Genomic DNA, 22673 nt, shown 5'->3' on the forward strand with positions numbered 1-22673 from the left:
AACATTCCATGCACGCCGACCAGCGAAAAAAACTGATTAACGAACTGTCCGACCTCATAAAAGGCGGAAATGCACACGTCACATTGGAAGACGCGATCGCCGGCATCCCGGCAAATCTGCGCACCGTGATCCCCGACAACCTGCCGTACAGCATCTGGCAACTCCTGGAACACATCCGGATAGCCCAGAAAGACATCGTCGATTTCTCGATTTCGAAGGATTACAAAACGCTCATCTGGCCAGACGAGTACTGGCCCGAGCCTACCGACGAGGTAAGTGATGTGCAATGGGAGGCGAGTGTGAAAGAGATCAGCGACGACCAGCAGCGTTTTTACCAACTTTTACAAGACGACGAAAAAGACCTTTTCAGTCCATTGCCTTGGGGTAGCGGGCAAAATATCGTCCGAGAAGCAATGCTGATCGCCGATCACAACTCCTACCACATTGCGGAAATCATCGTAGCCCGGCGATTGCTGGGCATCTGGAAGTAAGGATATTACAAAACCGTCGGCACTTGAAGTGCCGACGGTTTTGTTGTTAAAGCTCTTCGATGATAATGTCCTTATAAAATACCTTGGCCTTCCCGCCGCCGTGAATTTGCAGGCCTATAAGCCCTTTTTGCGGAATGGATTTATCGGGCTCGGTATAATCGACTGTTTTCGTGCCATTTAAAAAAAGCTGAATACGGCCGTTGCGGCTGTGTACTTCGTAGTTATTCCAATCATTCCGCTTCACGACTTTCTCTACCAATGCGGAGTCGGGCGCGATCAGCGTCTTGTTCCTCCTCGATTCGTCGTAGAGGCTTGCCCAGTATTTATCACCCAGATCGGCCTGGTAACCTGTCATTTCGTAGGCCGGATTTTGCAGCCGTTTACTATGAAACTGCACGCCCGTATTGATAAAACCTTCGTGACCTGTCAGTTTAAACTTCACTTTCAGTACGAAATTCGAATATTCCTTACGCGTGCACAGGAATTCGTTATGCGGCACATTCTCTTCCAGCGAACCGCCTGCAATGGCGCCGTCTTCGATTTTCCAGGTTTTGACGGTATCCCCCTCCCATCCGCGGAACGTTTTCCCGTCGAAAAGAGAAACCGGTTTTGGGGGCTGAATCATAATGCAACCGGCAAATGCGAGCGCAGCAGCGCAAGAAAAATAGAACGGGAGTTTCCTCATGGCACGATCGGTTTGTTGCTAGTACACTTTTTTCTGATGATGGTTAAAGAAATCGGCGGAAGGTTTTTACTTTAAAAGGCATTTACATGGAAATCGGAAAGACGGTTAGCCACGTACGTATGCCCGGCAAGTAACCGCCATTACTTTTCACCTGATATTTGTATTTTTACAACGTTTGCCCACCATAAAATGGCGCTTACGTAAACCTGAGTATGTTTTTTACCAATGACTGAGACTACCCTTAATGAACGCAAGAACGACCTCCTGCTGGCGATCGAGCGGTTTAAACTTGTGGCAAAAGCTACCCATGACGTGATCTGGGATTGGGACCTGGCACGGGGCACGGTGTGGTGGAATGAAGGTATGCAGGAAATTTTCGGGTACCGGCCGGAAGATATAGAGAGCGGACCGAATTCATGGTTCGACCGCATTCACCCCGACGACCAGGAGCGGGTGGTGAAAAAGATGTACGGCGTGATCGACAGAGGCGAGAGCAACTGGTCGGACTTCTACCGTTTCCGACGCGCCGACGGCTCCTACGCGCACGTACACGACCGCGGCTACACAATCCAGAGCGCAGGCAAGCCTGTGCGGATGGTGGGTTCGATGATGGATATTTCGCAGCAACTGCATTCGGATAAGGCTCGCGAGGAAAGTGAAGAGAATCTCACATTCGCAATCCAGGCGGCCCAGCTCGGTACCTGGAACCTGAACCCGGCAGACAAGTCGGCGCTTTTCAACGACCGCTGCAAGGAGCTGTACGGCTATCCGGCGGAGGCGGATATGTATTACGAGCGCCTGGTGCAGTTTATACACCCCGACGATCGGGGCAGGGTGATAGAAGCCATCCAACGCACGCTCGACCCGTCGCTGAGGGTTCCTTACGATGTCCGCTACCGGGTAATCGGCGCCAGCGACCGGAAGCTCCGCTGGCTGCATTGCACCGGCCAGGCCTATTTCGACCAATCCGGAAATCCCTACCGCTTTTCGGGCATTTCCCGCGAAATCACTTCGGAAATTACCAGCCAGGAGAAAATCGCCTGGGCCGACCAGCAGGCCGCCATGACCATCGAAGGGTCGGGCGCCGGTTCATTTATGGTTACCCTGGCGACAGACGAGGTCATTTACTCGCCTACTATGGCGCATATCCTCACCGGAAGCGAAGACAGCGACATTACCCGCGAAGTTTTTGTGGCAAGGCTGCACCCCGACGACGCCCCGATACGTGATGCCGCCTATGAGGAAGCAGCCGCGAGCGGGGAGCTTCGGTACGAAGCAAGGTTTGTCTGGAATGATGGTTCCATTCACTGGGTACGTGCACTGGGCCGCTACCTGTACGATAGTTTGGGTAATGCCGTGACGTTGTCGGGCATTGTGATGGACATTACCGATCGGATAGAGTCGGAACAGCGACTGAAAGTGAATGAAGAGCATTTGCGGACGCTCATCGAGCAGGCACCGGTTGCTACGGCATTGTTTATCGGGAAAGACATGGTAGTCGACATTCCGAACGAGGCCATGCTGAAAGTGTGGGGGAAAGGGCGGTCGGTAATAGGCAAGCCGCTTCGCGAAGCATTGCCGGAGCTCGAAGGCCAGCCTTTCCTGGGCATTCTCGATCGCATTTACGAGACGGGAGAAGCGCATTCCGAACAGGGCGCCAGGGCCGACCTGGTGGTGGACGGGGAACTGCAAACATTTTATTACGACTATACCTACAAACCCCTGAAAAATACACAGGGCGAAGTATATGCGATCCTGGATATGGCTGTGGACGTGACCGAGCAGGTCGTTTCGCGCCAGGAGCTTGAACAGAGCGAAGAGCGGTACCGGCAGCTTGCCAGCGAACTGGAAAGGCGCGTCGGCCAGCGTACAGACGAGTTGCACCAGGCCAATATCGAGCTTGTGAATTCCAACAATAACCTGCAACAGTTTGCCTACGCCGCCAGCCACGATATGCAGGAGCCGCTCCGGAAAATCCAGTCGTTCGGCTCGCGGCTGCTTTCAACCTATTCCGACAAGCTCGACGACAACGGCAAATACATGCTGAACCGCATTCAGGACGCGTCGAAGCGAATGTCGGCCATGATCGATGACCTGCTCGCCTACTCCCGCCTGACGACGCGCGAGGGAGAGTTCAGCGACGTGCGCCTACACGACATTGTGCATTCGGTGCTGGCCGACCTGGAATTGTCGATTCAGGAGCAAAAAACGGAAATCATTGTGGAGGATATGCCGGTGGTTTGGGGTAATGCTTCTCAACTCACGCAGCTCATACAAAACCTGATCAGCAATGCCGTGAAATACCGGCTGCCCGACCATGAATCCATTATCCGGTTATCCTATCGCGCGGTGGACGAAGCGGAGAGAGCCACTTTACCGAAACTGTTGCCCGACCACGATTACATTCGCCTCGAAGTGAGCGATAACGGCATCGGCTTCGACGAAATTTACCTCGACCGCATTTTCCAGATGTTCCAGCGGCTCCACGGACGCAGCGAGTTCTCGGGCTCAGGCATTGGCCTGGCTTTGTGTAAAAAGGTCGTTCAAAACCACCACGGCTACATTACCGCCCAAAGCCAGCCCGGAGAAGGCGCCACGTTTATCGTATACCTGCCGCAGCCTCGCTAACGCGGCAGGGTTATTTCTGCCAGACATCTGAAAATTCCTCGGGATGGCGGCGGAACTGACCATGCACATACTCGCATAGCGGCATTACCTGGAAGCCTTGCTCGCGGGCGTAAGCCACCATCGCATCGAGCATTTTGCGCGCCAGTCCGCGGCCTTCCATCTCCGGATCTACTTCCGTGTGGTAAACTGTCAGGGTGGTTTCGCTCAATCCGATCACCATTTCGCCTACCTGTTTACCGTCTTCCTCCACGTAAAAAGCCCCACGGCGGCGGTTATCCAGCTTGAATTTGATCTCTGCCATAATTTTTGTTTAAAGTACGATACGTTCCGGGCAAATATATCCATAATTTTGCCGCCCCAATCGCCTTACGCCATGAACGTCTTCCCTGTCACGAATTCCAATCTTTCGCCGGTCCACCTCGGTCTTTTTGTTCAAAAGAACTATTTCCCTGAACAACAGGTCGAATGCCGGATCTTAAAAACCGGGATCAGCGACACGTACCTTATTAAAACGCCCGGGAAACGCTGCATTTTCCGCGTGTATAGTTTCGGATGGCGTACGCCGACGGAGATTGCGGAGGAATTGCGGTGGTTGCAATATTTGCAGGAAAACGGCATTTCGGTTTCCTACGCGATTCCTGATCTTGAAAACACATTGATCCATTCATTCGCCGCGCCGGAGGGTGAACGTTTTGGCGTACTATTCTCTTTTGCCGAGGGTGAAAAGGTGCTCAATTTCGATGCCGAGACGCATTTTCGCGTGGGCAAACTCATGGCTGAAATGCATTTGCTGGCCAAGGATTTTGCATTGCAGCGCATTACCTATACGGAAAAAGAACTGCTGATCGACTCGCTCGCGCAATTGGGCCACTTCCTGCCTGCCGATACGGAGGAAATGCATTATATGAAATCAGTGCAGGAATATCTGATCTCCGAGCTGCAAAATGCTGATTTAAGCCAAATCAGAAAAGGTGCCGTCCACCTCGACCTTTGGTTCGACAACATGAACATCACTCCCGAAGGCGACATTACTTTCTTCGATTTCGATTTTTGCGGCAATGGCTGGCTGTGTATGGATATGGCCTATTATATGCTGCAAATCCATTCCACCGAGAAAGACGAGGCGGAACGCGAGCTTAAAACTGCCCGATTCCTGCAAGGCTACGAATCGGTAGCGCAAGTGAGCGACGAAGAAAAACGCCTGATCCCGATCCTCGGCATTTGCCTGTATTTCTTCTACCTGGGTATCCAGTCGCAGCGGTACGACAACTGGTCGAATGTGTTTTTAAATGAAATTTACCTGAAACGGTTCATTAACCTTTTACTCAAAAAATACTTTGATTATCACCAGCTTGGGCAGAAGCTGACGTCGTAATTGCTTACTTTCAGCGCATTGTAAATGATTTTTTATGATGCTCAAAATCCTTTTCCCGCTGCTGTTCATCGCCGGGCTGTGGTTCCTGATCCGCAGCATTGGCCGGATCATAGAGATTTACGGAGGTAAGAAAGTAACCTTGCCGCTCGACAGGCCGCTTCCGGAGTTCCATCTTTCCGAACCGGGTGAATACGAGATTGCCTACCGTCGCCCGGCAATTCTCGGTATCATGCCTACGAAAGTTTTGTATACACTCGTATCCGTTCCCGACGGGAAGCATTTTACCGTAACCAATGTGGTCAACATCTTCGGATCGCGGAAGGATATGACGAGTAGCCGTGTGGTACCGGTTGCGGAATTCAGTATCGACGCCGCGGGCGCTTACCAGTTGAGCGTCGCGCAGCTTCCGGAGATCAAAAATGGTGACGGGCTGGTGATCATGAAAAAGACCGGCGGGAAAGGCTTTGTCATGATTTTTGCCATTCTCATTTCTGCCATAGCCACCATCGGCGGGCTGGTAATGAGCATTCTGGCGTTTTTGAATAAGCTATAAAAAAGGCCGGCGATTATACCGGCCCCGTATCGTTAAGCTACGCCTTCTACGATCTTTTTCATCTTCGCGAGGCTGGTCTTCGCTACCTGCAATGCATCCTGCGCCCAATAGTCCTTATTGAATACTTCAAATGAAAGGATGATCGGCTTGTCCGGGTTTTTAAGGCTTTGAATCACGTCCTTCCAAGGGGCAATGCCGTCGCCCACGTACACGCGGTCGGCATCCGTAATGCTCTCGCGCGGCGGCGTTTTGGGGTAATCGTTCACGTGGAATATCTCGATCAACGGCTTTCCTACATCTTTAATGGCCTCCATTCCCGACCCGCCTTTGTGCAAGTGGTACACATCCATGAGCAAGCGCGCCGAAGGGTGGCCCGACTCGACGGCCACATACAATATTTCCCCTACCCGGCTGAGGTTTTTGGAAAAACCCCACAGCTCCAAATGCGGTACCACGCCCGTTTTGTCGCCCAATTCCAGGATCGCACGGTAACGTTCGGCTACGCGCGCGAGGTCGAGCGACGCGCCGGTGGTTGCGCCCATGGGTGGGGCGGCTATGCGCGGGCAACCAATGGCCGCGAGCTGTTCCATTTCGCCTTTCAGCTGGTCCAGTGCCTTGGCCCGGGCCGTTTCATCGTCCACGATCCAGGTAGCAAAACCGATCGCATCCTCCACTTTCAACCCGAGATCGCCGATAATGCGTTTGGCCTCCTGCAGAGTACCGCCGCCTTTGAGATAATCCTGTAAAGTACTGACCCATATCTCCACGGATCCGTAACCTGCTTTTGCCGCCACTTCCAGCTCCTTGCGGAAACCGAGTTTCTGGCCGCGCAAGGTGCTCATATTGAGGGAATAAATAAATGGCTGAACTTTGGCTTTCGCAGCTTCGGCTGGAACAATGCCTGCTGCGCTCACAGCGGCGATCGAGGATAATGCTTCCCGGCGGTTCATTAATGTGTTCTGAATGGTTAACTGATTTAATTGTAAAGCCGCTTGCCGGAATTTTTTACCGCAAATCCATGTAAATTGATTGTTACACCAAATCGAATACGCCTCCCATGGAACCAGATAACTATATCATACCGGCCCAAACGAAAATCGGCCACGTACACCTGAAAGTAGCCGACCTCGACCGTGCCGTCGATTTCTATTGCGGGCTCCTCGGCTTCGAAATCACCACCCGCTACGGCACCCAGGCCGTGTTCATTTCCGCCGGCGGCTACCACCACCACATCGGCCTGAACACCTGGTACAGCAAAGGCGCGCCTCCCGCATCGCCCCACGGCGTCGGCCTGTTTCATACCGCCATTCTCTACCCTACCCGGAAAGATCTCGCCGTCGCATTGAACCGCCTTCTAAAAGCCAACTACCCCCTCACCGGCGCCAGCGACCACGGCGTTTCCGAAGCATTATACCTCAACGATCCCGACGGCAACGGCGTAGAATTGTATTGGGACAGGCCGCAGGACCAATGGGAGTACTTGCCGGATGGGTCTATCGAAATGTATACGAAGAGTTTAAATATTCCGGGGTTGCTTGCTGAGTTGAATAAGTAAGCACTAAAATATATCCAGGTGTATCAATATGGCCAGCTCAACAGCCTTCATCTTCGTGCTGTTTAACTGGCCTATTTTATTGCCTAACCTCGATTTATCGATCGTCCGGATTTGGTTTGCCTTCACCTTCGACTCATTGCGCAGGCCTCCCTCGTTTGCTGCGAGCGGGACCTCGAAGGGATAGATTTTCGCCGTGCTGGATGTTAACGGTAACACCGTGATGGTACTGCTGTATTGATTATTGACATCATTCGAAACAATCAGCACCGGACGTGTTTTGGCTGTCTCGCTACCCACCACGGGGTCGAGCTTAGCCCAGAAGATATCTCCTTTCTGCATTACAAATTTTCAAAATCGGCATGTTGAAAATCATTTGTAATGGAAAGGTCTTCTTCCCGTGTGGCCTGATAACCCTCTTTGAGCAGCTCGTCAAGAGAGTTTCGTCGCTCACGTGCTATTTTCTCCTCAATAGCCTCTTTTGTAAACCCTTCCTCTTCTTTTTGAAGTGAATGGATAAACTGAACGTCCGATTCGGAAAGTTCTACTTTGATCGTCTTCATGTGTGTAGTTTTTTTCCAAAGATACGATTTATCAAAGCCCATTCAAACAGACAACCTCGGCAGCACTCCTAGTACTTCATCAGCAAAGTCAGCAACTTCCGATCCAGCTTGTGCCCGTGCCAGTCTTCATAGGCAACGTCTTCGCGGCGTGAATCGAGGACGCCGAAATCTCCGGCGAACTCCCAGAGCGAGAAACCGATGCCATTGGACGAAAGGATGTCGAGCACGTCGTTGAACCAGGCCAGGAAAACGTCGTGGGGTGTTTTATTCCAGCAGCCACATTCGCCGCAATGCACGCCTACACCCTTGTTGACGAGCTCGATCCAGGGTTTATAGAATTTTTCGAGCATCGCGCGGCTCAGGTATTGGTCCCCTACCTGGCCTGGCCACTTCGGTGTGGGCGCATTGTCGGGGTCCTTCATCGCCCATGGCGCTTTGTAATGCGAGATAATGCCCGGATGATAACCGCGGCAGCTCTGTGCGATGTCGAGATCGGCGAGCTCGGGAATAACCGAGGTGCCTACATCGTTGCCGTCGGCAATGATCAAATGGTCCGGGTTTTCTTTCCTGATAGCTTCCGAAGCGGCAATGGCGAGTTTGCGGTAAACATCACCGGGTACCGACGAGCGTTTGGAATGCTGGTCGTTCATATCCGCGCGCATGCTCGGCTCATTGAGCAGATCGAAACTGATGCGCTTCGACGATGTGCTTTTATATCTTTTGGCCCACATATTCCAGTGAAAACAGAATGCGTCGAGCGCCTTCTGGTCGGTCCAGAGGTTGTAAGGCTCATTGAAACCGGCATTCACGCAATACCCCGGCGCTCGGTGCAGGTTCAGGCTTACGTGGATATTATGCTTGTGCGCGGCTGCGACAAGTTTATCGATACGGTCGACGGCCTGCTCGTCGATCTGGTAAATTTCTTCGGGTGTGATGTTCCGCGTGCGATCGAATTTCAGGTAGGCCGGGTAAGCCATTGGAATGCGAACGAAGTCGAAGCCCCAGTCGGCCATCCATTTAAATTGTTCTTCCGTGGTAGCTTTGCGGCCTTTTGCCGGATCGGGCGAGAAGAAATCGAGCAGGTTGAACCCTTTCCATTTCGGCAACTTGTTCTGCGTGACCTGTCCCGAAACAGCAAAACCGGGAGTTAGCGCGGCCCCGGTTGCTACAATGGATGTATTTTTGATAAATGTCCTGCGATGCATGGCGGTTCGGAAGTTATTCGTGGTAACTTCCTATTAAACGCATCGCGACGGTGGTTTTACTGATAATCGACTATCGCGAGCCTAGCGGGTCGTCGTCGAATAACCCGAGCGACCGTTGTAATTATAGTACATTTCAGACTTTTTGCCGCCATCGGTTTTCAGGTACGTGTTCTTCAATTTCAGGTGCAAGTCGGCTGGTTGTTTCACGCCATTCACGATCAGCTCATCATCGCCCAGCTTGAACGACAGGTTGTGCTTATCCTTTATTACACCGGCATTACCCAGCTCCTCGATCACATCATCCTGCATTTTGATATAGACCTCGCGCTCTTTTTCAGCGACCTTTCTCATTTCTTCGGCCTTCTGGCGCTGCACTTCGGCCTGTGCGCGCTGTTCGGCGGCAAGTTCCCGTTGCTTCTCGGCGTCGAGGCGCATCTGCTCGGCCTGTTTACGCATACCGTCGGCAGCTTCGCGCATTTTCTCAGCTTCCTGTCTCACCTTGGCCAGCTCGTCGCGGTTTGCATTGGCACTCACCCGTATTTGCTCAGCTTGCTCACGTTGCTTTTCAGCATCCAGCCGCATAGCGTTAGCCTTTTCGCGCTGCTTTTCCGCTTCCTGGCGTTGTCCTTCCGCCATTTTCCGCATTTCCTGCGCTTCCTCACGTTGTTTCTCCGCGAGCTCACGTTGTTTTTCCGCTTGTTTGCGCTGTACCTCCGCTTGCTCACGCTGTTTCTCCGCCAGTTCATGCTGAACTTTAATCTCCTCCATGATCTTGTCGATCTCCAGCTGATGTTTCGCGTAGTCGCTTTCGGTTATCTCCTGATTATCGATAAAAAGCGAGATAATCTTGCCGTTGCGCTTCACAATCTCGTATTGCTTGTTGTTACGCGTTACATTATACGTACTGATCCCTTCCTGCGCGGAGTAGATGTTCGCGGAATGCACCTGCATTTCTCCCGATTTCAGTTTCTTCCGGGGAAGCGTGTCCGTTTCGGAGTTTGGGACGGCAGGTTGTTCAGGCAATGTGATTTTTTCAACCGGGCGGTTTGCCGGTACCATCGGCAATGACTGCTTAACCGGCTTCTCCGGCGCAGTTGCCGCCGACAATGCGATCGCCGCCGCCAGACTGAATGTTACAAATAGTTTTTCCATGGCATCAAGTGGTTTATTATTGTTATTGACAATGCGTTTGATCCTGTCCAGCAAATGGTTACGCTTTTTTGAAAAAGCCATTTCAAAAGCCGGACGCGACTGGTTGTACTCCTGGAACGAGACGAGTGCATGAATGAACGACGTTTTGTTCTGCATCACACCGATCGCCAAGTCGTCGCAGCAATGCTCGCGCTCCTCGCGGATCAGTTTGGAAATCCACCACACCGCCGGGTTGAAAAAGAATACATTCTCGCAGAATATTTGAACAAGGTTGATCAGGTAATCGCGGCGGCGGATGTGCGCCAGTTCGTGCAGCAGAATCGCCTCCACCTGGGCGGCGGGAAGGTTGGCCAACATACCCAGCGGCACCAGCACCACGGGATTCAGGAAACCTACGACCATCGGCACCGCCACTTGCAGCGACTCGCGCAGCTCCACTTCCTGGCTAATCCGCATGCGTTCGGCGAGTTCGTAAAACCGGACGATCCATTTCATTTCCGGCGTTGAAACCTGCTGCGCTACCTTTCTGAGATATAGCAGACCGCTCGCCGCCAAAAGTGATTTCAATGCAAAAATCAGGAACCAAACGGTGACGATAACCTGTGCATGCTCGGTAAAAAATGCCATGATACGCATTACCCAGCCAGTTTCTGTGGCTGCGATGGCGGCGTTGCCTGCGTTTTGAAATGCAGCCTGCATTATCCATTCACCGGAAAAGACAATCGCCGAAGCCGGCCTGGCGCCTTCCTGTACCGCAGCAGTATCGCGCATCGTCAAAACGAAAGTCACTACCGCGGCAGAAACGAAGAGTAGCATTACCAATGCGAGCATATTGTAGCGGAATGCAGGCCTGCTCTTCCGGGTGCAGAGCAGAATGGCTCCGGCTACAATCGCGGCGATGAGACCTTGCCAGAGCGAATGCACGAGCGTGAGGCAAAATGCGCGGACCCATTCGTGGGCGGTAGGCTGATCGATGATATTCCAGTTCATGGCTAACGGATATAGTCAGTTTGCTAATTACTAATCCAGATTTTTGAGAAAATCCCTGATCTCACTCAGCTCCTCGGCGGAAGTATTTTTATTACCAAAAAGCTGCATTACCAGGCTCGATGCGGAGCCTTTGTACATTGAGTCAACGAACCGTTCCAGCAATGCCGATTTCGTTTTATCCTCCGGCTCCGCTGGGCTGTAAATGTGCTTCATACTGCTCTCATCGCGCATTACAATGCCTTTTTCAGCCATGATCTGCATCAGTTTTAAAGTCGAAGAATACTGTACCGCACGCTTCTCCTCATTCAACTTATCATTCACAAACCGCACCGTCGACGGCCCATGCTCCCATAGCACTTGCAGTATTTCCAGTTCTGATTTTGTAGGTTCCATTGGTAGTTTTTGAATCAACTCTTCAAAGGTAGGAAAAATTTCGTACGAAAAAATATTTACTAGAAAATTTATAGATTTGTTTAGACAAAACCACACTACTATGTACACAAAAACCATCACTCCTGAGACGACTTCTGTCACGATCGAGCTACCGGCTGACTTTGTCGGGAAGAATATAAAAGTGACCGCGGTTGTTGAAAGAAGAAAAAAACCTCGCAGGGTTCAATCCTTGGAGGAGATTCGCGAAAGGTATTCAAAGTTCCGTAAGGCAGATTTATCACAATTCAAATTTGACCGGGACGAAGCCAATGACTTTGACTAATGCATTTCTTGATTCTAACATCATCATTTATCTTGTCGACACACATTGTGAAAAAAGTGAAATAGCTGGTAGGCTGGTCGGTTATGGCTATCGTATCAATGCGCAGGTGCTGGTCGAGATTGGAAACGTATGCAAGAAGAAACTCAAATGGAGCAAACTTGAGATTTGGGAATTATGGTATCAGCTGATGACGGATTGCGTGGTAACCGACATCACTGAAACAACCATAGCCGACGCTATCTACCTGACAGAAAAATACGACTTTCAACTCTTCGACGCCATCATAGTATCCGGCGCACTCGAAGCAGGATGCAGCGTACTTTATTCTGAGGATATGCATCACCAACTCGTGGTTGAAGAACAGCTTACAATTATCAACCCATTTCTGACCTGTTGACTTTCATTCTTTAAAATTCATAATTTCCCCTTTAATCCTGCCAAGCGCCTGGCAGAGCCATCCTGTCATATTTGTATCATCAATCACGAACAAAAGTATCTGAAAAAGCAAACGGGTCGCGAAGCAAAATGCTCGCGACCCGTTTGCACTGATTTATCCTCGATCAGGCGCCCAATGCCTTGCGGGCGAATTCGACGCATTTGGCAGTTTCCTTCAATGCGTCGGAACCAGCAGGAATTTCGTATTCAAGCTCAATTGTTGCGGGGAATTTGTATTTTTTGGCACGCATTGTTTCCAGTACGGCAACAATCGGTGTATCGCCCTGGCCCCATACCACGTTGGCGCCGCCATGTTCTTTACTTTTGCGGTCTTTCACGTGCATGCTCACAATGTGGTCATGCTTTGCTTCGAGCAGCGGGAACGGATCGAAGCCGGCTGCCACATAATGCCCCATATCGAAGTTCATCGCATTGTATTTCGACTGGCTCAATGCAGTATCCCACCACGTTGGCGTCTGCTGCGTGTGGCCGTGGTAGCCGCAATACACCTTGTTTTTGGCGGCAATATCGCCCAGGCGTTTCGTTTGCGCGGGGTCGTTCGGCAGCTCCACGTTCGCCTGGTTGGCGCCGAGCGCTTTGGCCGCACGGAAAGCGTAATCCACCTCCGCATCGGTGCTGTTCGTATTCAATGCATTGGGTTTGAAGCCATAAATGCTCACACCCGCATTGTTATACATTTTACGAAGCTGTACAAACTTGTCCATCGACACTTTTGCACGCCATTCGGCCATTTTCGTAGCATACTCCTTTTGAATGGCCTTCTGTTCGTCCGTCATTTCGGGGCGCTTGCCATCCGGGCCGGGCGCCAGGTTCGGACGCGGCGGCGCTTCGGGTGCGCCCGCGAATGACTCGCCGGTAGGCCCCATGAGTTCGATCGCGCTGATATTGGTTTCAATGCAGTATTTCAAAATATCCTCCGCGCTGCCCGGCAGGCTCCGCCACGAATAGGTAATGGCCCCTACCTGCACGCCGTTGAAAAGCGAATTCGGTTTACCGAGGTTTTTGATATAAGCCGGCGCGCCGAAAATGGGTGTACGCGCCATCACGAAACCCGCCGCTGCAAGGGCCGATGTGCCCAGAAAACGGCGTCTTGAAATGTCCAGGTCTTCCATAAAGTCAGGTTGGTTGTTTGAATATGGGTTAGTAGTACCGTCCGACATACTTGTTTTCCACGATGAGCTTCTTCATTTTCGCGGGGTCTATCGGCCCCTGCTGCGAATAGACGATCTTACCGCCCGGTTCCACAAGTATGGTATACGGTAAAGCGCCCTGCCATTTCGAATCTACCGCTTCGATAAGCTTGTATTTGTCCTCGATATTGAAAATATAGTTTTTGTTGGAGGCAAACTTGCCTTGCAGGAATTTGAGCGCCTTGTCCTTCTTGTCCGGGTTATCCGCACTGATCGAAATAAATTCAAAATCACGGCGGCGGTACATATGGTGCATCACCATAAAATCCGGGAATTCCGTCACGCACGGCCCGCACCAGGTAGCCCACACGTTAATGAGCCGCAGCTTGTCGGATTTGTTTTGAATTAATTCTTTTAAACCCGCCTCGTCGATCGTTTCGAGCGTCACCGGCTCCTTCGCCCAGGCCGTCTGTTCTTTCTTCACATTATCCTCCTTCGACGCCCATTTCATCGAGCAACCGAACGTTTTGGTAGCGGCTACCGGCACCGGCTTGCCTGCCAGCATCGCCTCGATCGCGTTCCGGGCATCGATATTCTTCGGCGTTCCGGTTGGTTTTTCCACGTCGTCGATGCGGCCGTTGTATTGGAGTTTTCTGGCTTTGTCAAAAATAAAAATATGCGGTGTAGCCACGGGACCGTAAGCTAATGCAATCTTCTGATCATCGCCGTCGTAGAGGTATGGAAAATTGTAAGCCATATCCTTCGAGCGGATCTTCATTTCGGCGTAGGTATCGCTCATGTCGGTGTAACCCAGCTCGTCGAGCAATATAGCCTTAGGATCATTGGACGAAATCGCTATCACCGCGACCTTTTTGGCTTTGTAATCGGCGGTCAGCTTCTTGATGCGCTCCTCGTACGCCTGTGCGGTCGGACAATGGTTGCAGGTAAAAACGATGGCGAGAATGTCGGCATTCGCAAAACTTTTCAGAGAATACCGTTTCCCGTCGACCCCCATCAGGTTAAAATCCGGCGCCTGCGCCCCGATTTTCAGCGTTTCCGGTTGGTCGGCAGCGAATGCAACAAATGCGTTGACAAACAATGCAATAGCAAAAAGCAGTTTATGAAATACCCGCATAGTCCTGGTTTTTGGTTGAGTTATGAATTTAAACCAAAAGCGGCCGCGGTACAACAAAATACTGGTTTTGTGCTATCTAATTAAAAAGGGAGGATGGAGGGAAGGGAGGAATGGGAGGATGGAGGAAAGGGAAGAAAATTAGGTACCATGGCGCGAAGGTCTTCCTTCGCGCATACTATTCGCAGGCCTCCGGCCGGCCGGTACCGTAGCAACGTTTCTGCGGTATCGACCGGCCAGAGGCCTGCGAATAAGTGTACAAATCAGGAGATTTGTACTAGCTTCCTAAAAACTATTTATCCCACCAAATTCGCGTTGTGAACAAATCAGGCCCCTGCTTGCTTACCGCCGCACTGTACGCCTCTCGGTTCAAACTAGCCTCCGATTCCGGATAGCGTAGCCGGCGCGGAATGGTGCCGCCTGTCTCATTCCCCGCATAGTTGGTTGGTGTCAACTGAGGGTAACCTGTGCGGCGCCAGTTGGCATACACTTCAATATTGTTCATGAAATGCGATGCCCAGAATTGCGTATGGATTTGCTTCAAACCGGCTTCCAGTGTAGTCGCATTATAAGGATTTGCCGTCAGGTACGCCTGTATCTGCGCGGGCGTCACGAGCACATTGCCCGGGTACAGGCTCTGCGATTCCATCGAAGCCTTCACCGCGTTCTCATAGTAGGTTTTCACATCCCCCGAAGTCCATTTGCGCAACGCGGCTTCGGCGAGCAGGAGCGACACTTCCGAATATGCCTGAAAGATCGTCGGAGCGGCCAGCGCGGCGATGGTATTGATATTGATCTCCGAATATTCGGCCTGCATATTGTCGGTCCAACCAGGAATGAGGTCTTTGATGGTGGTATAGTCGTAGCCACCGGGAAGGCCTTTCTGAACGTCGGGAGCGCTGGTTTGCGGGAGTTTGGCCGGGTCGGCATTACCTTGCCATAAGGTGGAGTAGAAAGGCAGACGCGGGTCTTTGGTGGCTTTAAGGTAATCGATAAAGGTCTTGTTCAGTTTGGAATAACCCTTACCCTGGGCCGATGGCGGCACCCCTTCCCCACCCTGCAAAAGATAGCTGTTCACATTCCAGTTGTTGGCCGAGCCGCCGGTGTGAACGAGTTTTGCGATGTCGGCATTGCTCTGCATTACCCCTCCCGCAATCGCCTTTTTCACCCAGGTTTCGGCCATACCGACGTCAACTTTCGTGAGGCGCATTCCCAGGCGCAGCATGAGCGAGTATGCGAACTTCTTCCATTGGGCAGGCGCCCCGCCGTACAGGAAATCGGCGCCGCCATACGATGCTTTCGATGCGTCCAATGCCTGGGCGCTGGCTTCCAGCTCACCCAACATACCCGCATAAATCTGGTCCTGCGTGTCGTAAGCAGGCTTGTACACCGATTCAATGTAGCCTAAACCCGCCTGCGAGTAAGGAATATCCCCGTACATGTCGGTCACGCGGTGGAGGATAAACACCCGCCAAATGCGCGCGATGTGGTACATATTGCTCATGTCGGGCTTGTCTTTCAGGAGCGCGATGATTTGCGCGGTTTCTTTGAGCTCGCTGCTGTAAGCCGTTTCGAAAAGGCCCTTGTTGTAGTCCTGTTTATAGAGGTATTTGTCGCCGGTCCATTGCCAGGCATTCAGGGAAGCGAAGTATTGCACGAAGCAGCCCGACAGTTTATCGTGGGCATAAAGCGTGTTGTTGTCCCCGTCACCGGCCGTTTTGATGATGCTGTTCGAGAAAAGGTTGCCGATCACGGGCTCGGTGTAGGCGTTCGGGTTGGTATTCATTTCCTCGAAGCCATTGTCGCAGGCGCTCAGGCAGATAGCGCCGGAGAGCAGGACCGTGAATGTTTTCAGACTGATATTTTTATAGATCATAAATCAAGGTCAAATTGGTAGTTTAAACACAAATTTTACTCACTATCAGAACCTTACCATAAGGTTCAAACCAAAACTACGGGTAGGCGGCACACCGAAATTCTCCAAACCCTGCGCATTGCCATTGCTATAATTCGATTCCGGATCGACGTTTTTAACCTGACTATAAATGAGCAGGAGGTTACGTGCAACGAACGAAAGGCTGGCCGACTGGAACGGCGTCTTAGCCACCACGTGCTGCGGTAGCGAATAACCGAAAGTCAGCTGACGGAGTTTTACAAAACCGGCGTCGGACACAAACTGATCGGTGAGCGAAAATGCGATACCCTGATAGTAGTTTTGGGCAGGGATGGTTTTGCTGAATGGAGCCCCTTCCTGATCCACACCGTTGACGGTCACGCCGGTTTCGCGGACGTTGTTCTCCACGGTGCGCTTGGCCAGACCGTAATTGGTCGCATATGCATTAGTCGATACGTACATTTTGGAACCGAACTTGCCATCGAGCAGGAAGCCGAGCGAGAAGGTTTTGTATCGGAATGTGTTGGTCAACCCCAAAGTCAAAGGCGGCACACCGCGGCCCAGTGCCGTGAATGCACTCTGTAATGGCAAGCCGCTGTCTCGGTTATAAACCACATTGCCGTTCGCATCCGTTTTAGCACGGTAGCCGGAAATCATTCCAAACGGCTGACCTTCATAATGGTACACGAAGCCGTTCTGCGTACGCGCGATCGCGCCCGGCAGCGCCAGGCTGGTGAGGCCGTCCGCGATTTTGACTACCGTATTCTTATTGTAAGCCATATTGAAACTCACATCCCAGCCAAATCCGCTGGCCGATTTCACCGGCGAGCCTGTCAGCAACAGCTCGATCCCACGGTTCTGCACCTTACCTACATTGAGCGAAACATTGGTATAACTGGTTGAAAAAGGAACAGTTGCGCGGACGATATCGTCGGTTGTGGTCCGGTCGTAAACCGTAATATCCGCCCCGAGTTTATTTCCAAACAACTTGGTTTCAATACCAAACTCCGTGGTGGTGGAAGTATAAGGTTTCAATTTGCTGTTGGGAATGGTAGTCCCGTTGATCGTCATGAGCGGCTGGCCCAAATGCGACTGCGGAGGCGCTGCGTAAGCCAATGTGAGCCCGTAAGGATCCGGCGCGCCGCCGCCCACCTTCGCCCAGGAAGTACGGACTTTTCCGTAGTCCAGCCAGGAAGGTTTGTTCTTAAATCCATCTGAAAATACATAACTGAGGCCGACCGAGGGATAAAACAGCGTGTTATTATCGGCCGAAAGCGTCGAAAACCAATCCTGGCGGCCGGTAAGCGTCAGGTACAGGAGGTTGTTAAAACCTATATCCGCCGAAGCGAAAAGTGAATTGATACCGAACTCCCGCGCGGTTTCAGTGTACACCTGGCTGCTGCCATTGTTGATAAAATAGTTGAAAGGCACATTCAGCCTGCCGCTGGTCGCATTCACGCCGTTGACATTGTTGTACATTTTATTGCCACCAGCCATCGCCGACACCGAAAACCGGCCAAACTCCTTGTTAAAGCCCAAAATTGCCTCCGCATTGGTTTCGTAGGTCGTCAGCCGCCGCGTCGCCATTTCGCCCTGGGTATTGTAGGCGGTTCCGGTGGGCGTAATATCAATGCCGCGGATCGAAAACTGGTCGATACCCAGGCGCCCGCGCAGGTAGAGGTAATCCGTAAAATTGTAACGTGTACTGAACGAGCCGATTATGCGACGCTTGTCGTCCTCATTTTTAACTTTGTTCACCGCGAAGTATGGGTTCATCACGTACACATAGTCATTCCAGAGGTTCTCATAGCCCCTATCGTCGTAGCCGGGCGAAAGCGTGCGGATATCGAGATTCGTAGCTGCCAGCTGTACCGATGCATTCGGGTTTTTGGTAAAATCGGCTACATACGTCCTGTTTTTGACATTTTCGATATTGTACTGCACGTTTCCTTCGAAAACCACCTTTTTCGCGAGTGTTGATGAAGCGCTGAGATTAAACGTCTTACGATTCACCGACGAGTTAGGCACCACGCTTTTGTTGTCCATATTGGAGGCTGAGAAACGGAAATTGGTCGTCTCGTTCCCGCCGTTGATCGCCAGCGTGTTGCTGAATGTGCTGCCCGTGTTATAGAAATTTTTGATATTGTTTTTCTGGGCAACATAAGGCCGCGCTTCGCCGTCGGGCTGCATCACGCTGGAACCGTCGAGCTTCGCGCCCCACGAGGTCCGACCATACGAAATGGCTTCCGCCTGGGTTGTAGGAGCCACGCCGCGCGCGCCGGCACCGTATTGATATTGCCAGTCGGGAAATGAAAGCGGCCGTTCGAAAGTGAAGTTGGAATTAAACTCAACGCCAAGGCCTTTTTGCCCCTTGCCGGATTTAGTAGTAATCAGGATCACCCCATTCGCAGCGCGGGAGCCGTAAAGCGCCGCCGCGGTACCGCCTTTCAACACCGAAATGCTCTCGATATCGTCCGGATTGATACTCAGCAAACCGTCGCCCTTGTCGGTACCGCCGTAAGTTCCCGGTGTTCCCTGGTTCGCATTATTGATTGGAATACCATTCACAATGTACAACGGCTGGTTATCCCCGCTGAGCGAACCGTTGCCCCGGATGACCACGCGGCTCGAACCGCCTGCGCCGTTGGCTGTGCTGGTCGCATTCACACCGGCAATTTTTCCCGATAATGCATTGCCCAGATTCGCTTCGCGGGCCTGCGTGAACTCGCTGCCTTTCACCTCCGTCACGGCGTAAGTCAATGCCTTTTTGTCTTTGGCGATACCCAATGCGGTGACCACCACTTCGTTGAGCGACTTGGCTTCCGGCGCCATTCTAATACTGATATCGCTTTGCGCATTGACCGGTATCTCCTGCGCCACGTAGCCTACAAAGCTGAAAATCAGCACCGCATTGTCATTTGGCACGTCCAGTGTAAACTTACCGTCGGCATTGGTAGTGGTACCCGTTTGGGTGCCTTTTACGAGAATGCTTACGCCGGGCAACGGATCGCCTTTCTCGTCGGACACAGAGCCCGTCAGCTTGCGGATCACCGACTTGATATCGGGCGCCTGCACCGGCTCCGCGGTTTTACGGTGCAGCAAAATGTGCGAATCCACGACTTCATAACCCACGCTCAACGGCGTCAGCAGTTCGTCCAGTACCTTCGAAAGCCGGCTGTTCACGGCATTCACCGACACTCGCTGACGTGCATTGATGCTGTTGCCGCTGTAAATGAATTTGATGCTGGTTTGCTTTTCGAGCCGCGCAAGGACCGTTTTGACCTCCGCCGACTGCACCGTGAGCGACACCTCCTGCCGCAAAATTTCCTGCGCCCTCGTCTCGGCCGCGAAGGACAGCCCGCAGAAAAGCGCGGAACAAAGCAGCTGTACGACAGTTATTTGCATAGCACGAATCAATAACCGTTTGACGGATATAGTTTTTTGCATAATTTTAAAATGTTTTTGATTTGTAAGAGACTCAGAAACAAGGGCATCCGATCCGGGATTGGCGTTTCGGGCGGATGTCGACAGGGCCAGTAATGTTCGCAGCATTATTGGCTTTTTTGTGGGTCAGGGTTTTGGCATAGGCGGGTTTAGCTAGGGTGTCAGGGTTGGTTAGGAATAGTCAAATGTGGTTAAGAATGTCAGGAATGGTCGGGTGTGGTCAGGAATGTGACGTGTGCATTACTTGGGGCAGCCTTCGCCGTTGACGAAAACGGTCGTCCCGCGCGTTTCGTAGCTGGCATTCACCGATTTGCAAATGAAACGCAACTGGGTGTGCAGCGGCAAGCCGGTAATATCGCCGGTGAATGTGCAGTTGTTCAAGGCCGGGTTTTCGACCACTATTTCAATGTCGTAAGCCTTTTGCAATGCATTCAGTACCGTTTGCAAAGGTGATTCTTCGAACGCGAGGTCGCGCGTCTGCACGGGCAGTTCCACCAATACCGGCGCTTCCACCAGTTCGGGGATCAGCTTTTTGGCTTCCTTATCAAATGTAATTTTCTGATTAGGCCGCAGTACCACACCATTCCGGCTTTCGGATGATTTCTCCTCGTTTTCATACACCGAAACCTTCCCGCTCAGCACCTGCACCTCGATCGTCCGCGCATTTCCGAACGACGTCACCTTGAAACTCGTCCCCAGCACCTGCGTCACGAGCTCACCCGAGTACACGAAGAAAGGCCGCGAAGTATCGCGTTTGATATTGAAAACAGCCTCGCCTTCGAGCTCCACCTGCCGGTTTTTAGGGTCGAAATGCCGCGGGTACCGCAATGTGCTGGACTTGGCGAGCGTGATTACCGAGCCGTCTTCCAGCGTGAGCGAACGGTCGTCGCCGCTATTGTTTTTAAATACCAGAAAATCATTTGAACGCGGCGCCAGTACACGAACCGGCTTCGCTTGTTTAGTCAGATGCCTTTCAGTACTACCGAAAATTTCCGGCCGCAACACGTACAATGCAGCAGTGAACAACACCGCCGCCGCGATGCCCGCTCCTATCCGCACCATCGTTGTGCGCCATGTGGGCGCAGGCAACGCGTTCTGCCGGATGTTCTTCCATATCTTCCGCTCGATAATTGCCTGTTCCGTGCCCGTAAGCGGCTCCGGCGCAAGCACATGCACCCGCTCCGACCATTCGAGCACCTGCCGCTCCTCCTCGGGGCTGCATTGGCCGGCCAGGTATTTTTGTAAGAGTATATCGAATTCGTGTTGATTCATTATCGATTGGTTTTCAGGCTAATGATCGGAATTATAAACCCTGAGCTGGTCTTTCAGGACTTTAAGCGATTGCGTAATGTGGTATTCGACGCCCTTCTCCGACAGGCTCAGCCGCTCGGCAATGTCCTTCACCGACTGGTTTTCGAACCGGCTCAGCCTGAACACCTCGCATGTTTTTTCGGGCAGTTTTTTCATCACCTCATCCACAGCACGCGAAAGGTCCTCGAAACGGACGATCTCTTCCGTGCCATACGATTGCCGTATCTCATTCAGGATCAGATACTCCTGGTATTTGCGTTGGGTAATGCAGGATTTGATGTAGTTGGTAATGCGGTGCTTCATCGACACCACCAGGTAGGCTTTCAGGTGGCGGATAAACGAATCTTCGCGCTTGTGCCAGAGGTTTTCAAACACATCCTGGACGAGCTCCTCGGCTTCCTCCCGCGTCCCCGTCTCCTGAAACGCGATACCGAACAACCGGTACCAGTACCTGGCATAGATCTCCTCAAAAGCGCGTGCATTGCCCTGTTGAAGCAAATCTACCAGCTGTTCGTCGGTAAAGTGTTGATACATGGGTTTAGGAATAGCGTTGCGCATATATAGGCAACTAACTCCGAAAAACCCCTAGACGGTTTGGTGAAAAATTTTGAGAAAATTTTTATTGGTAGAATTTTCTATTGCGGTTTGGAAGTTCCGGCAGTGTTTCAAATCGCAATTAGGACAAGCTGGCTATGATTTGCAAAAACCGATTCATGGATATAATGCTCGTGCTTTTGTGCTTCTCTAATACAAGAAGATCCTTGTCGCCAGTAACCAAATAATGAGCCCGGCATCTATCACATAACCCTATCAGATAGTTATCACAAGGATCTCGAACGAGCGAGGGCTCGACTGCGACAGTCGCTTTTCGAACTTTTTTAGGACGAAGTTTCGTAGGCGAGCGGCCTGCACTAGCGATAGATACTTTCGGAATTTATTTCTCGGAATCACTTCATCAAATTCAGCGAGAAGTTGCTCCGAATAGTAGACCTCAATTTGGTGGTTTTTAAGTATTTGATAGTATAGTGTGCGACGCGACTTATCGTTGATACAAGCTGAAACGTACTAGTTGGCGTCTATGACGACCTTAACCGTTACGTCTTTTTTCATCCCTGTATGCATTTATTTCAGCCTGGATCTCATCCTGCGACATCTCTATATCGGGCAGTTCAGCAGATATTTCCTCAAAAAGCCGATCCATTTCCTCCCAGTAAGCTTTTTTGTCCTTCACAAGCACTTTTCTTTCTGAAACCCTGTGAAATGCTCTGATAATTTGCTCTCGTGCCATAATGATTTATTCGTGTTATCAAATTTAAGTTTTTAACAACCAGCTTAAAAATCCGATTTTCAAACGGTTGCGTGAGCGGCAAGCTTTTTTAGACTTTCTGAAACCTGTT

At 51.5% G+C, this 22673-nt stretch carries 21 protein-coding genes; 6 read left to right on the plus strand and 15 right to left on the minus strand.

Translation table 11 applies throughout. The annotated features are described in order from the left end of the window. Positions 1–8 precede the first annotated feature (8 nt). On the plus strand, positions 9–491 hold the full coding sequence (locus tag BLQ88_RS02655; protein ID WP_090146463.1) for a DinB family protein: 483 nt from the start codon (positions 9–11) through the stop codon (positions 489–491). Between the two features lie 46 nt (positions 492–537). Here BLQ88_RS02655 and BLQ88_RS02660 read toward each other — a convergent pair whose 3' ends face one another. Beyond that, entirely contained in the window at positions 538–1176 is a 639-nt protein-coding gene (locus BLQ88_RS02660) for a 3-keto-disaccharide hydrolase (RefSeq protein WP_090146465.1), read from the minus strand. Positions 1177–1401: 225 nt separating this feature from the next. Here BLQ88_RS02660 and BLQ88_RS02665 point away from each other — a divergent pair, with 225 nt between their 5' ends. Then, a complete protein-coding gene (locus BLQ88_RS02665; protein WP_090146467.1) occupies positions 1402–3804 on the plus strand; it encodes a PAS domain-containing sensor histidine kinase in 2403 nt (800 codons plus the stop codon). Between the two features lie 10 nt (positions 3805–3814). Here BLQ88_RS02665 and BLQ88_RS02670 read toward each other — a convergent pair whose 3' ends face one another. After that, positions 3815–4105: a GNAT family N-acetyltransferase gene (locus tag BLQ88_RS02670; protein WP_090146469.1), complete on the minus strand. Its 291-nt coding sequence runs from the start codon at positions 4103–4105 to the stop codon at positions 3815–3817. Positions 4106–4177: 72 nt separating this feature from the next. On the opposite strand from BLQ88_RS02670, the gene BLQ88_RS02675 reads away from it, so the two are divergent. Continuing rightward, positions 4178–5179, plus strand: coding sequence for a phosphotransferase enzyme family protein (locus BLQ88_RS02675; protein ID WP_090146471.1), 1002 nt, complete (start codon positions 4178–4180; stop codon positions 5177–5179). Between the two features lie 34 nt (positions 5180–5213). Next, positions 5214–5732 carry a hypothetical protein gene (locus BLQ88_RS02680; protein WP_090146473.1) on the plus strand — a complete coding sequence of 173 codons (519 nt, stop codon included), beginning with the start codon at positions 5214–5216 and terminating at the stop codon, positions 5730–5732. A 32-nt stretch (positions 5733–5764) separates the two neighbouring features. On the opposite strand, the gene BLQ88_RS02685 is transcribed toward BLQ88_RS02680, so the two are convergent. Then, positions 5765–6682, minus strand: a complete 918-nt coding sequence (locus BLQ88_RS02685) for a sugar phosphate isomerase/epimerase family protein (RefSeq protein WP_090146475.1) — start codon at positions 6680–6682, stop codon at positions 5765–5767. A 107-nt stretch (positions 6683–6789) separates the two neighbouring features. On the opposite strand from BLQ88_RS02685, the gene BLQ88_RS02690 reads away from it, so the two are divergent. After that, positions 6790–7287, plus strand: coding sequence for a VOC family protein (locus BLQ88_RS02690; RefSeq protein ID WP_090146477.1), 498 nt, complete (start codon positions 6790–6792; stop codon positions 7285–7287). 3 nt (positions 7288–7290) lie between these two features. On the opposite strand, the gene BLQ88_RS02695 is transcribed toward BLQ88_RS02690, so the two are convergent. The 5 genes from BLQ88_RS02695 to BLQ88_RS02715 form a co-directional block, all read right to left on the minus strand. Continuing rightward, positions 7291–7626: a type II toxin-antitoxin system PemK/MazF family toxin gene (locus BLQ88_RS02695; RefSeq protein WP_090146479.1), complete on the minus strand. Its 336-nt coding sequence runs from the start codon at positions 7624–7626 to the stop codon at positions 7291–7293. Next, complete coding sequence (locus tag BLQ88_RS02700; RefSeq protein WP_143016787.1) at positions 7626–7847, minus strand: hypothetical protein; 222 nt, start codon at positions 7845–7847, stop codon at positions 7626–7628. Before BLQ88_RS02700 ends, BLQ88_RS02695 begins: the two co-directional genes overlap by 1 nt. Positions 7848–7915: 68 nt before the next feature. After that, entirely contained in the window at positions 7916–9052 is a 1137-nt protein-coding gene (locus BLQ88_RS02705; protein WP_090146483.1) for a glycoside hydrolase family 5 protein, read from the minus strand. 81 nt (positions 9053–9133) lie between these two features. Then, positions 9134–11194 (minus strand): M56 family metallopeptidase, encoded by a 2061-nt coding sequence (locus BLQ88_RS02710; protein WP_090146485.1) that lies wholly within the window; start codon positions 11192–11194, stop codon positions 9134–9136. 30 nt (positions 11195–11224) lie between these two features. Beyond that, positions 11225–11587, minus strand: a complete 363-nt coding sequence (locus BLQ88_RS02715; RefSeq protein WP_090146487.1) for a BlaI/MecI/CopY family transcriptional regulator — start codon at positions 11585–11587, stop codon at positions 11225–11227. Positions 11588–11781: 194 nt separating this feature from the next. Between BLQ88_RS02715 and BLQ88_RS02725 the strand changes: the two genes are divergently transcribed. Beyond that, positions 11782–12306, plus strand: coding sequence for a PIN domain-containing protein (locus BLQ88_RS02725; RefSeq protein WP_143016788.1), 525 nt, complete (start codon positions 11782–11784; stop codon positions 12304–12306). A 163-nt stretch (positions 12307–12469) separates the two neighbouring features. On the opposite strand, the gene BLQ88_RS02730 is transcribed toward BLQ88_RS02725, so the two are convergent. From BLQ88_RS02730 to BLQ88_RS02760, 7 genes are all read right to left on the minus strand, one after another. Continuing rightward, the gene (locus tag BLQ88_RS02730) at positions 12470–13477 is read right to left on the minus strand and encodes a sugar phosphate isomerase/epimerase family protein (protein ID WP_090146493.1); all 1008 of its coding nucleotides are present in this window, start codon (positions 13475–13477) and stop codon (positions 12470–12472) included. Between the two features lie 28 nt (positions 13478–13505). Continuing rightward, entirely contained in the window at positions 13506–14630 is a 1125-nt protein-coding gene (locus BLQ88_RS02735; protein ID WP_090146495.1) for a redoxin domain-containing protein, read from the minus strand. Between the two features lie 289 nt (positions 14631–14919). Next, positions 14920–16503 (minus strand): SusD/RagB family nutrient-binding outer membrane lipoprotein, encoded by a 1584-nt coding sequence (locus BLQ88_RS02740; RefSeq protein WP_090146497.1) that lies wholly within the window; start codon positions 16501–16503, stop codon positions 14920–14922. 45 nt (positions 16504–16548) lie between these two features. Further along, positions 16549–19968, minus strand: coding sequence for a SusC/RagA family TonB-linked outer membrane protein (locus tag BLQ88_RS02745; RefSeq protein ID WP_090146499.1), 3420 nt, complete (start codon positions 19966–19968; stop codon positions 16549–16551). Positions 19969–20205: 237 nt separating this feature from the next. Continuing rightward, on the minus strand, positions 20206–21237 hold the full coding sequence (locus BLQ88_RS02750; protein ID WP_090146501.1) for a FecR family protein: 1032 nt from the start codon (positions 21235–21237) through the stop codon (positions 20206–20208). A gap of 18 nt (positions 21238–21255) precedes the next feature. Beyond that, complete coding sequence (locus BLQ88_RS02755) at positions 21256–21810, minus strand: RNA polymerase sigma-70 factor (protein ID WP_229212547.1); 555 nt, start codon at positions 21808–21810, stop codon at positions 21256–21258. 553 nt (positions 21811–22363) lie between these two features. Beyond that, a complete protein-coding gene (locus BLQ88_RS02760) occupies positions 22364–22564 on the minus strand; it encodes a hypothetical protein (RefSeq protein ID WP_090146504.1) in 201 nt (66 codons plus the stop codon). Positions 22565–22673: the final 109 nt, after the last annotated feature.

This window comes from Dyadobacter soli, from assembly GCF_900101885.1.
Lineage (GTDB): Bacteria > Bacteroidota > Bacteroidia > Cytophagales > Spirosomataceae > Dyadobacter > Dyadobacter soli.

Bases quoted from the DNA above. Each gene is read 5' to 3' on its own strand.
- BLQ88_RS02655 (WP_090146463.1), top strand. From the start codon at position 9: ATGCACGCCGACCAGCGAAAAAAACTGATTAACGAACTGTCCGACCTC.
- BLQ88_RS02660 (WP_090146465.1), bottom strand. From the start codon at position 1,176: ATGAGGAAACTCCCGTTCTATTTTTCTTGCGCTGCTGCGCTCGCATTT.
- BLQ88_RS02665 (WP_090146467.1), top strand. From the start codon at position 1,402: ATGACTGAGACTACCCTTAATGAACGCAAGAACGACCTCCTGCTGGCG.
- BLQ88_RS02670 (WP_090146469.1), bottom strand. From the start codon at position 4,105: ATGGCAGAGATCAAATTCAAGCTGGATAACCGCCGCCGTGGGGCTTTT.
- BLQ88_RS02675 (WP_090146471.1), top strand. From the start codon at position 4,178: ATGAACGTCTTCCCTGTCACGAATTCCAATCTTTCGCCGGTCCACCTC.
- BLQ88_RS02680 (WP_090146473.1), top strand. From the start codon at position 5,214: ATGATGCTCAAAATCCTTTTCCCGCTGCTGTTCATCGCCGGGCTGTGG.
- BLQ88_RS02685 (WP_090146475.1), bottom strand. From the start codon at position 6,682: ATGAACCGCCGGGAAGCATTATCCTCGATCGCCGCTGTGAGCGCAGCA.
- BLQ88_RS02690 (WP_090146477.1), top strand. From the start codon at position 6,790: ATGGAACCAGATAACTATATCATACCGGCCCAAACGAAAATCGGCCAC.
- BLQ88_RS02695 (WP_090146479.1), bottom strand. From the start codon at position 7,626: ATGCAGAAAGGAGATATCTTCTGGGCTAAGCTCGACCCCGTGGTGGGT.
- BLQ88_RS02700 (WP_143016787.1), bottom strand. From the start codon at position 7,847: ATGAAGACGATCAAAGTAGAACTTTCCGAATCGGACGTTCAGTTTATC.
- BLQ88_RS02705 (WP_090146483.1), bottom strand. From the start codon at position 9,052: ATGCATCGCAGGACATTTATCAAAAATACATCCATTGTAGCAACCGGG.
- BLQ88_RS02710 (WP_090146485.1), bottom strand. From the start codon at position 11,194: ATGAACTGGAATATCATCGATCAGCCTACCGCCCACGAATGGGTCCGC.
- BLQ88_RS02715 (WP_090146487.1), bottom strand. From the start codon at position 11,587: ATGGAACCTACAAAATCAGAACTGGAAATACTGCAAGTGCTATGGGAG.
- BLQ88_RS02730 (WP_090146493.1), bottom strand. From the start codon at position 13,477: ATGGAAGACCTGGACATTTCAAGACGCCGTTTTCTGGGCACATCGGCC.
- BLQ88_RS02735 (WP_090146495.1), bottom strand. From the start codon at position 14,630: ATGCGGGTATTTCATAAACTGCTTTTTGCTATTGCATTGTTTGTCAAC.
- BLQ88_RS02740 (WP_090146497.1), bottom strand. From the start codon at position 16,503: ATGATCTATAAAAATATCAGTCTGAAAACATTCACGGTCCTGCTCTCC.
- BLQ88_RS02745 (WP_090146499.1), bottom strand. From the start codon at position 19,968: ATGCAAAAAACTATATCCGTCAAACGGTTATTGATTCGTGCTATGCAA.
- BLQ88_RS02750 (WP_090146501.1), bottom strand. From the start codon at position 21,237: ATGAATCAACACGAATTCGATATACTCTTACAAAAATACCTGGCCGGC.
- BLQ88_RS02755 (WP_229212547.1), bottom strand. From the start codon at position 21,810: ATGTATCAACACTTTACCGACGAACAGCTGGTAGATTTGCTTCAACAG.
- BLQ88_RS02760 (WP_090146504.1), bottom strand. From the start codon at position 22,564: ATGGCACGAGAGCAAATTATCAGAGCATTTCACAGGGTTTCAGAAAGA.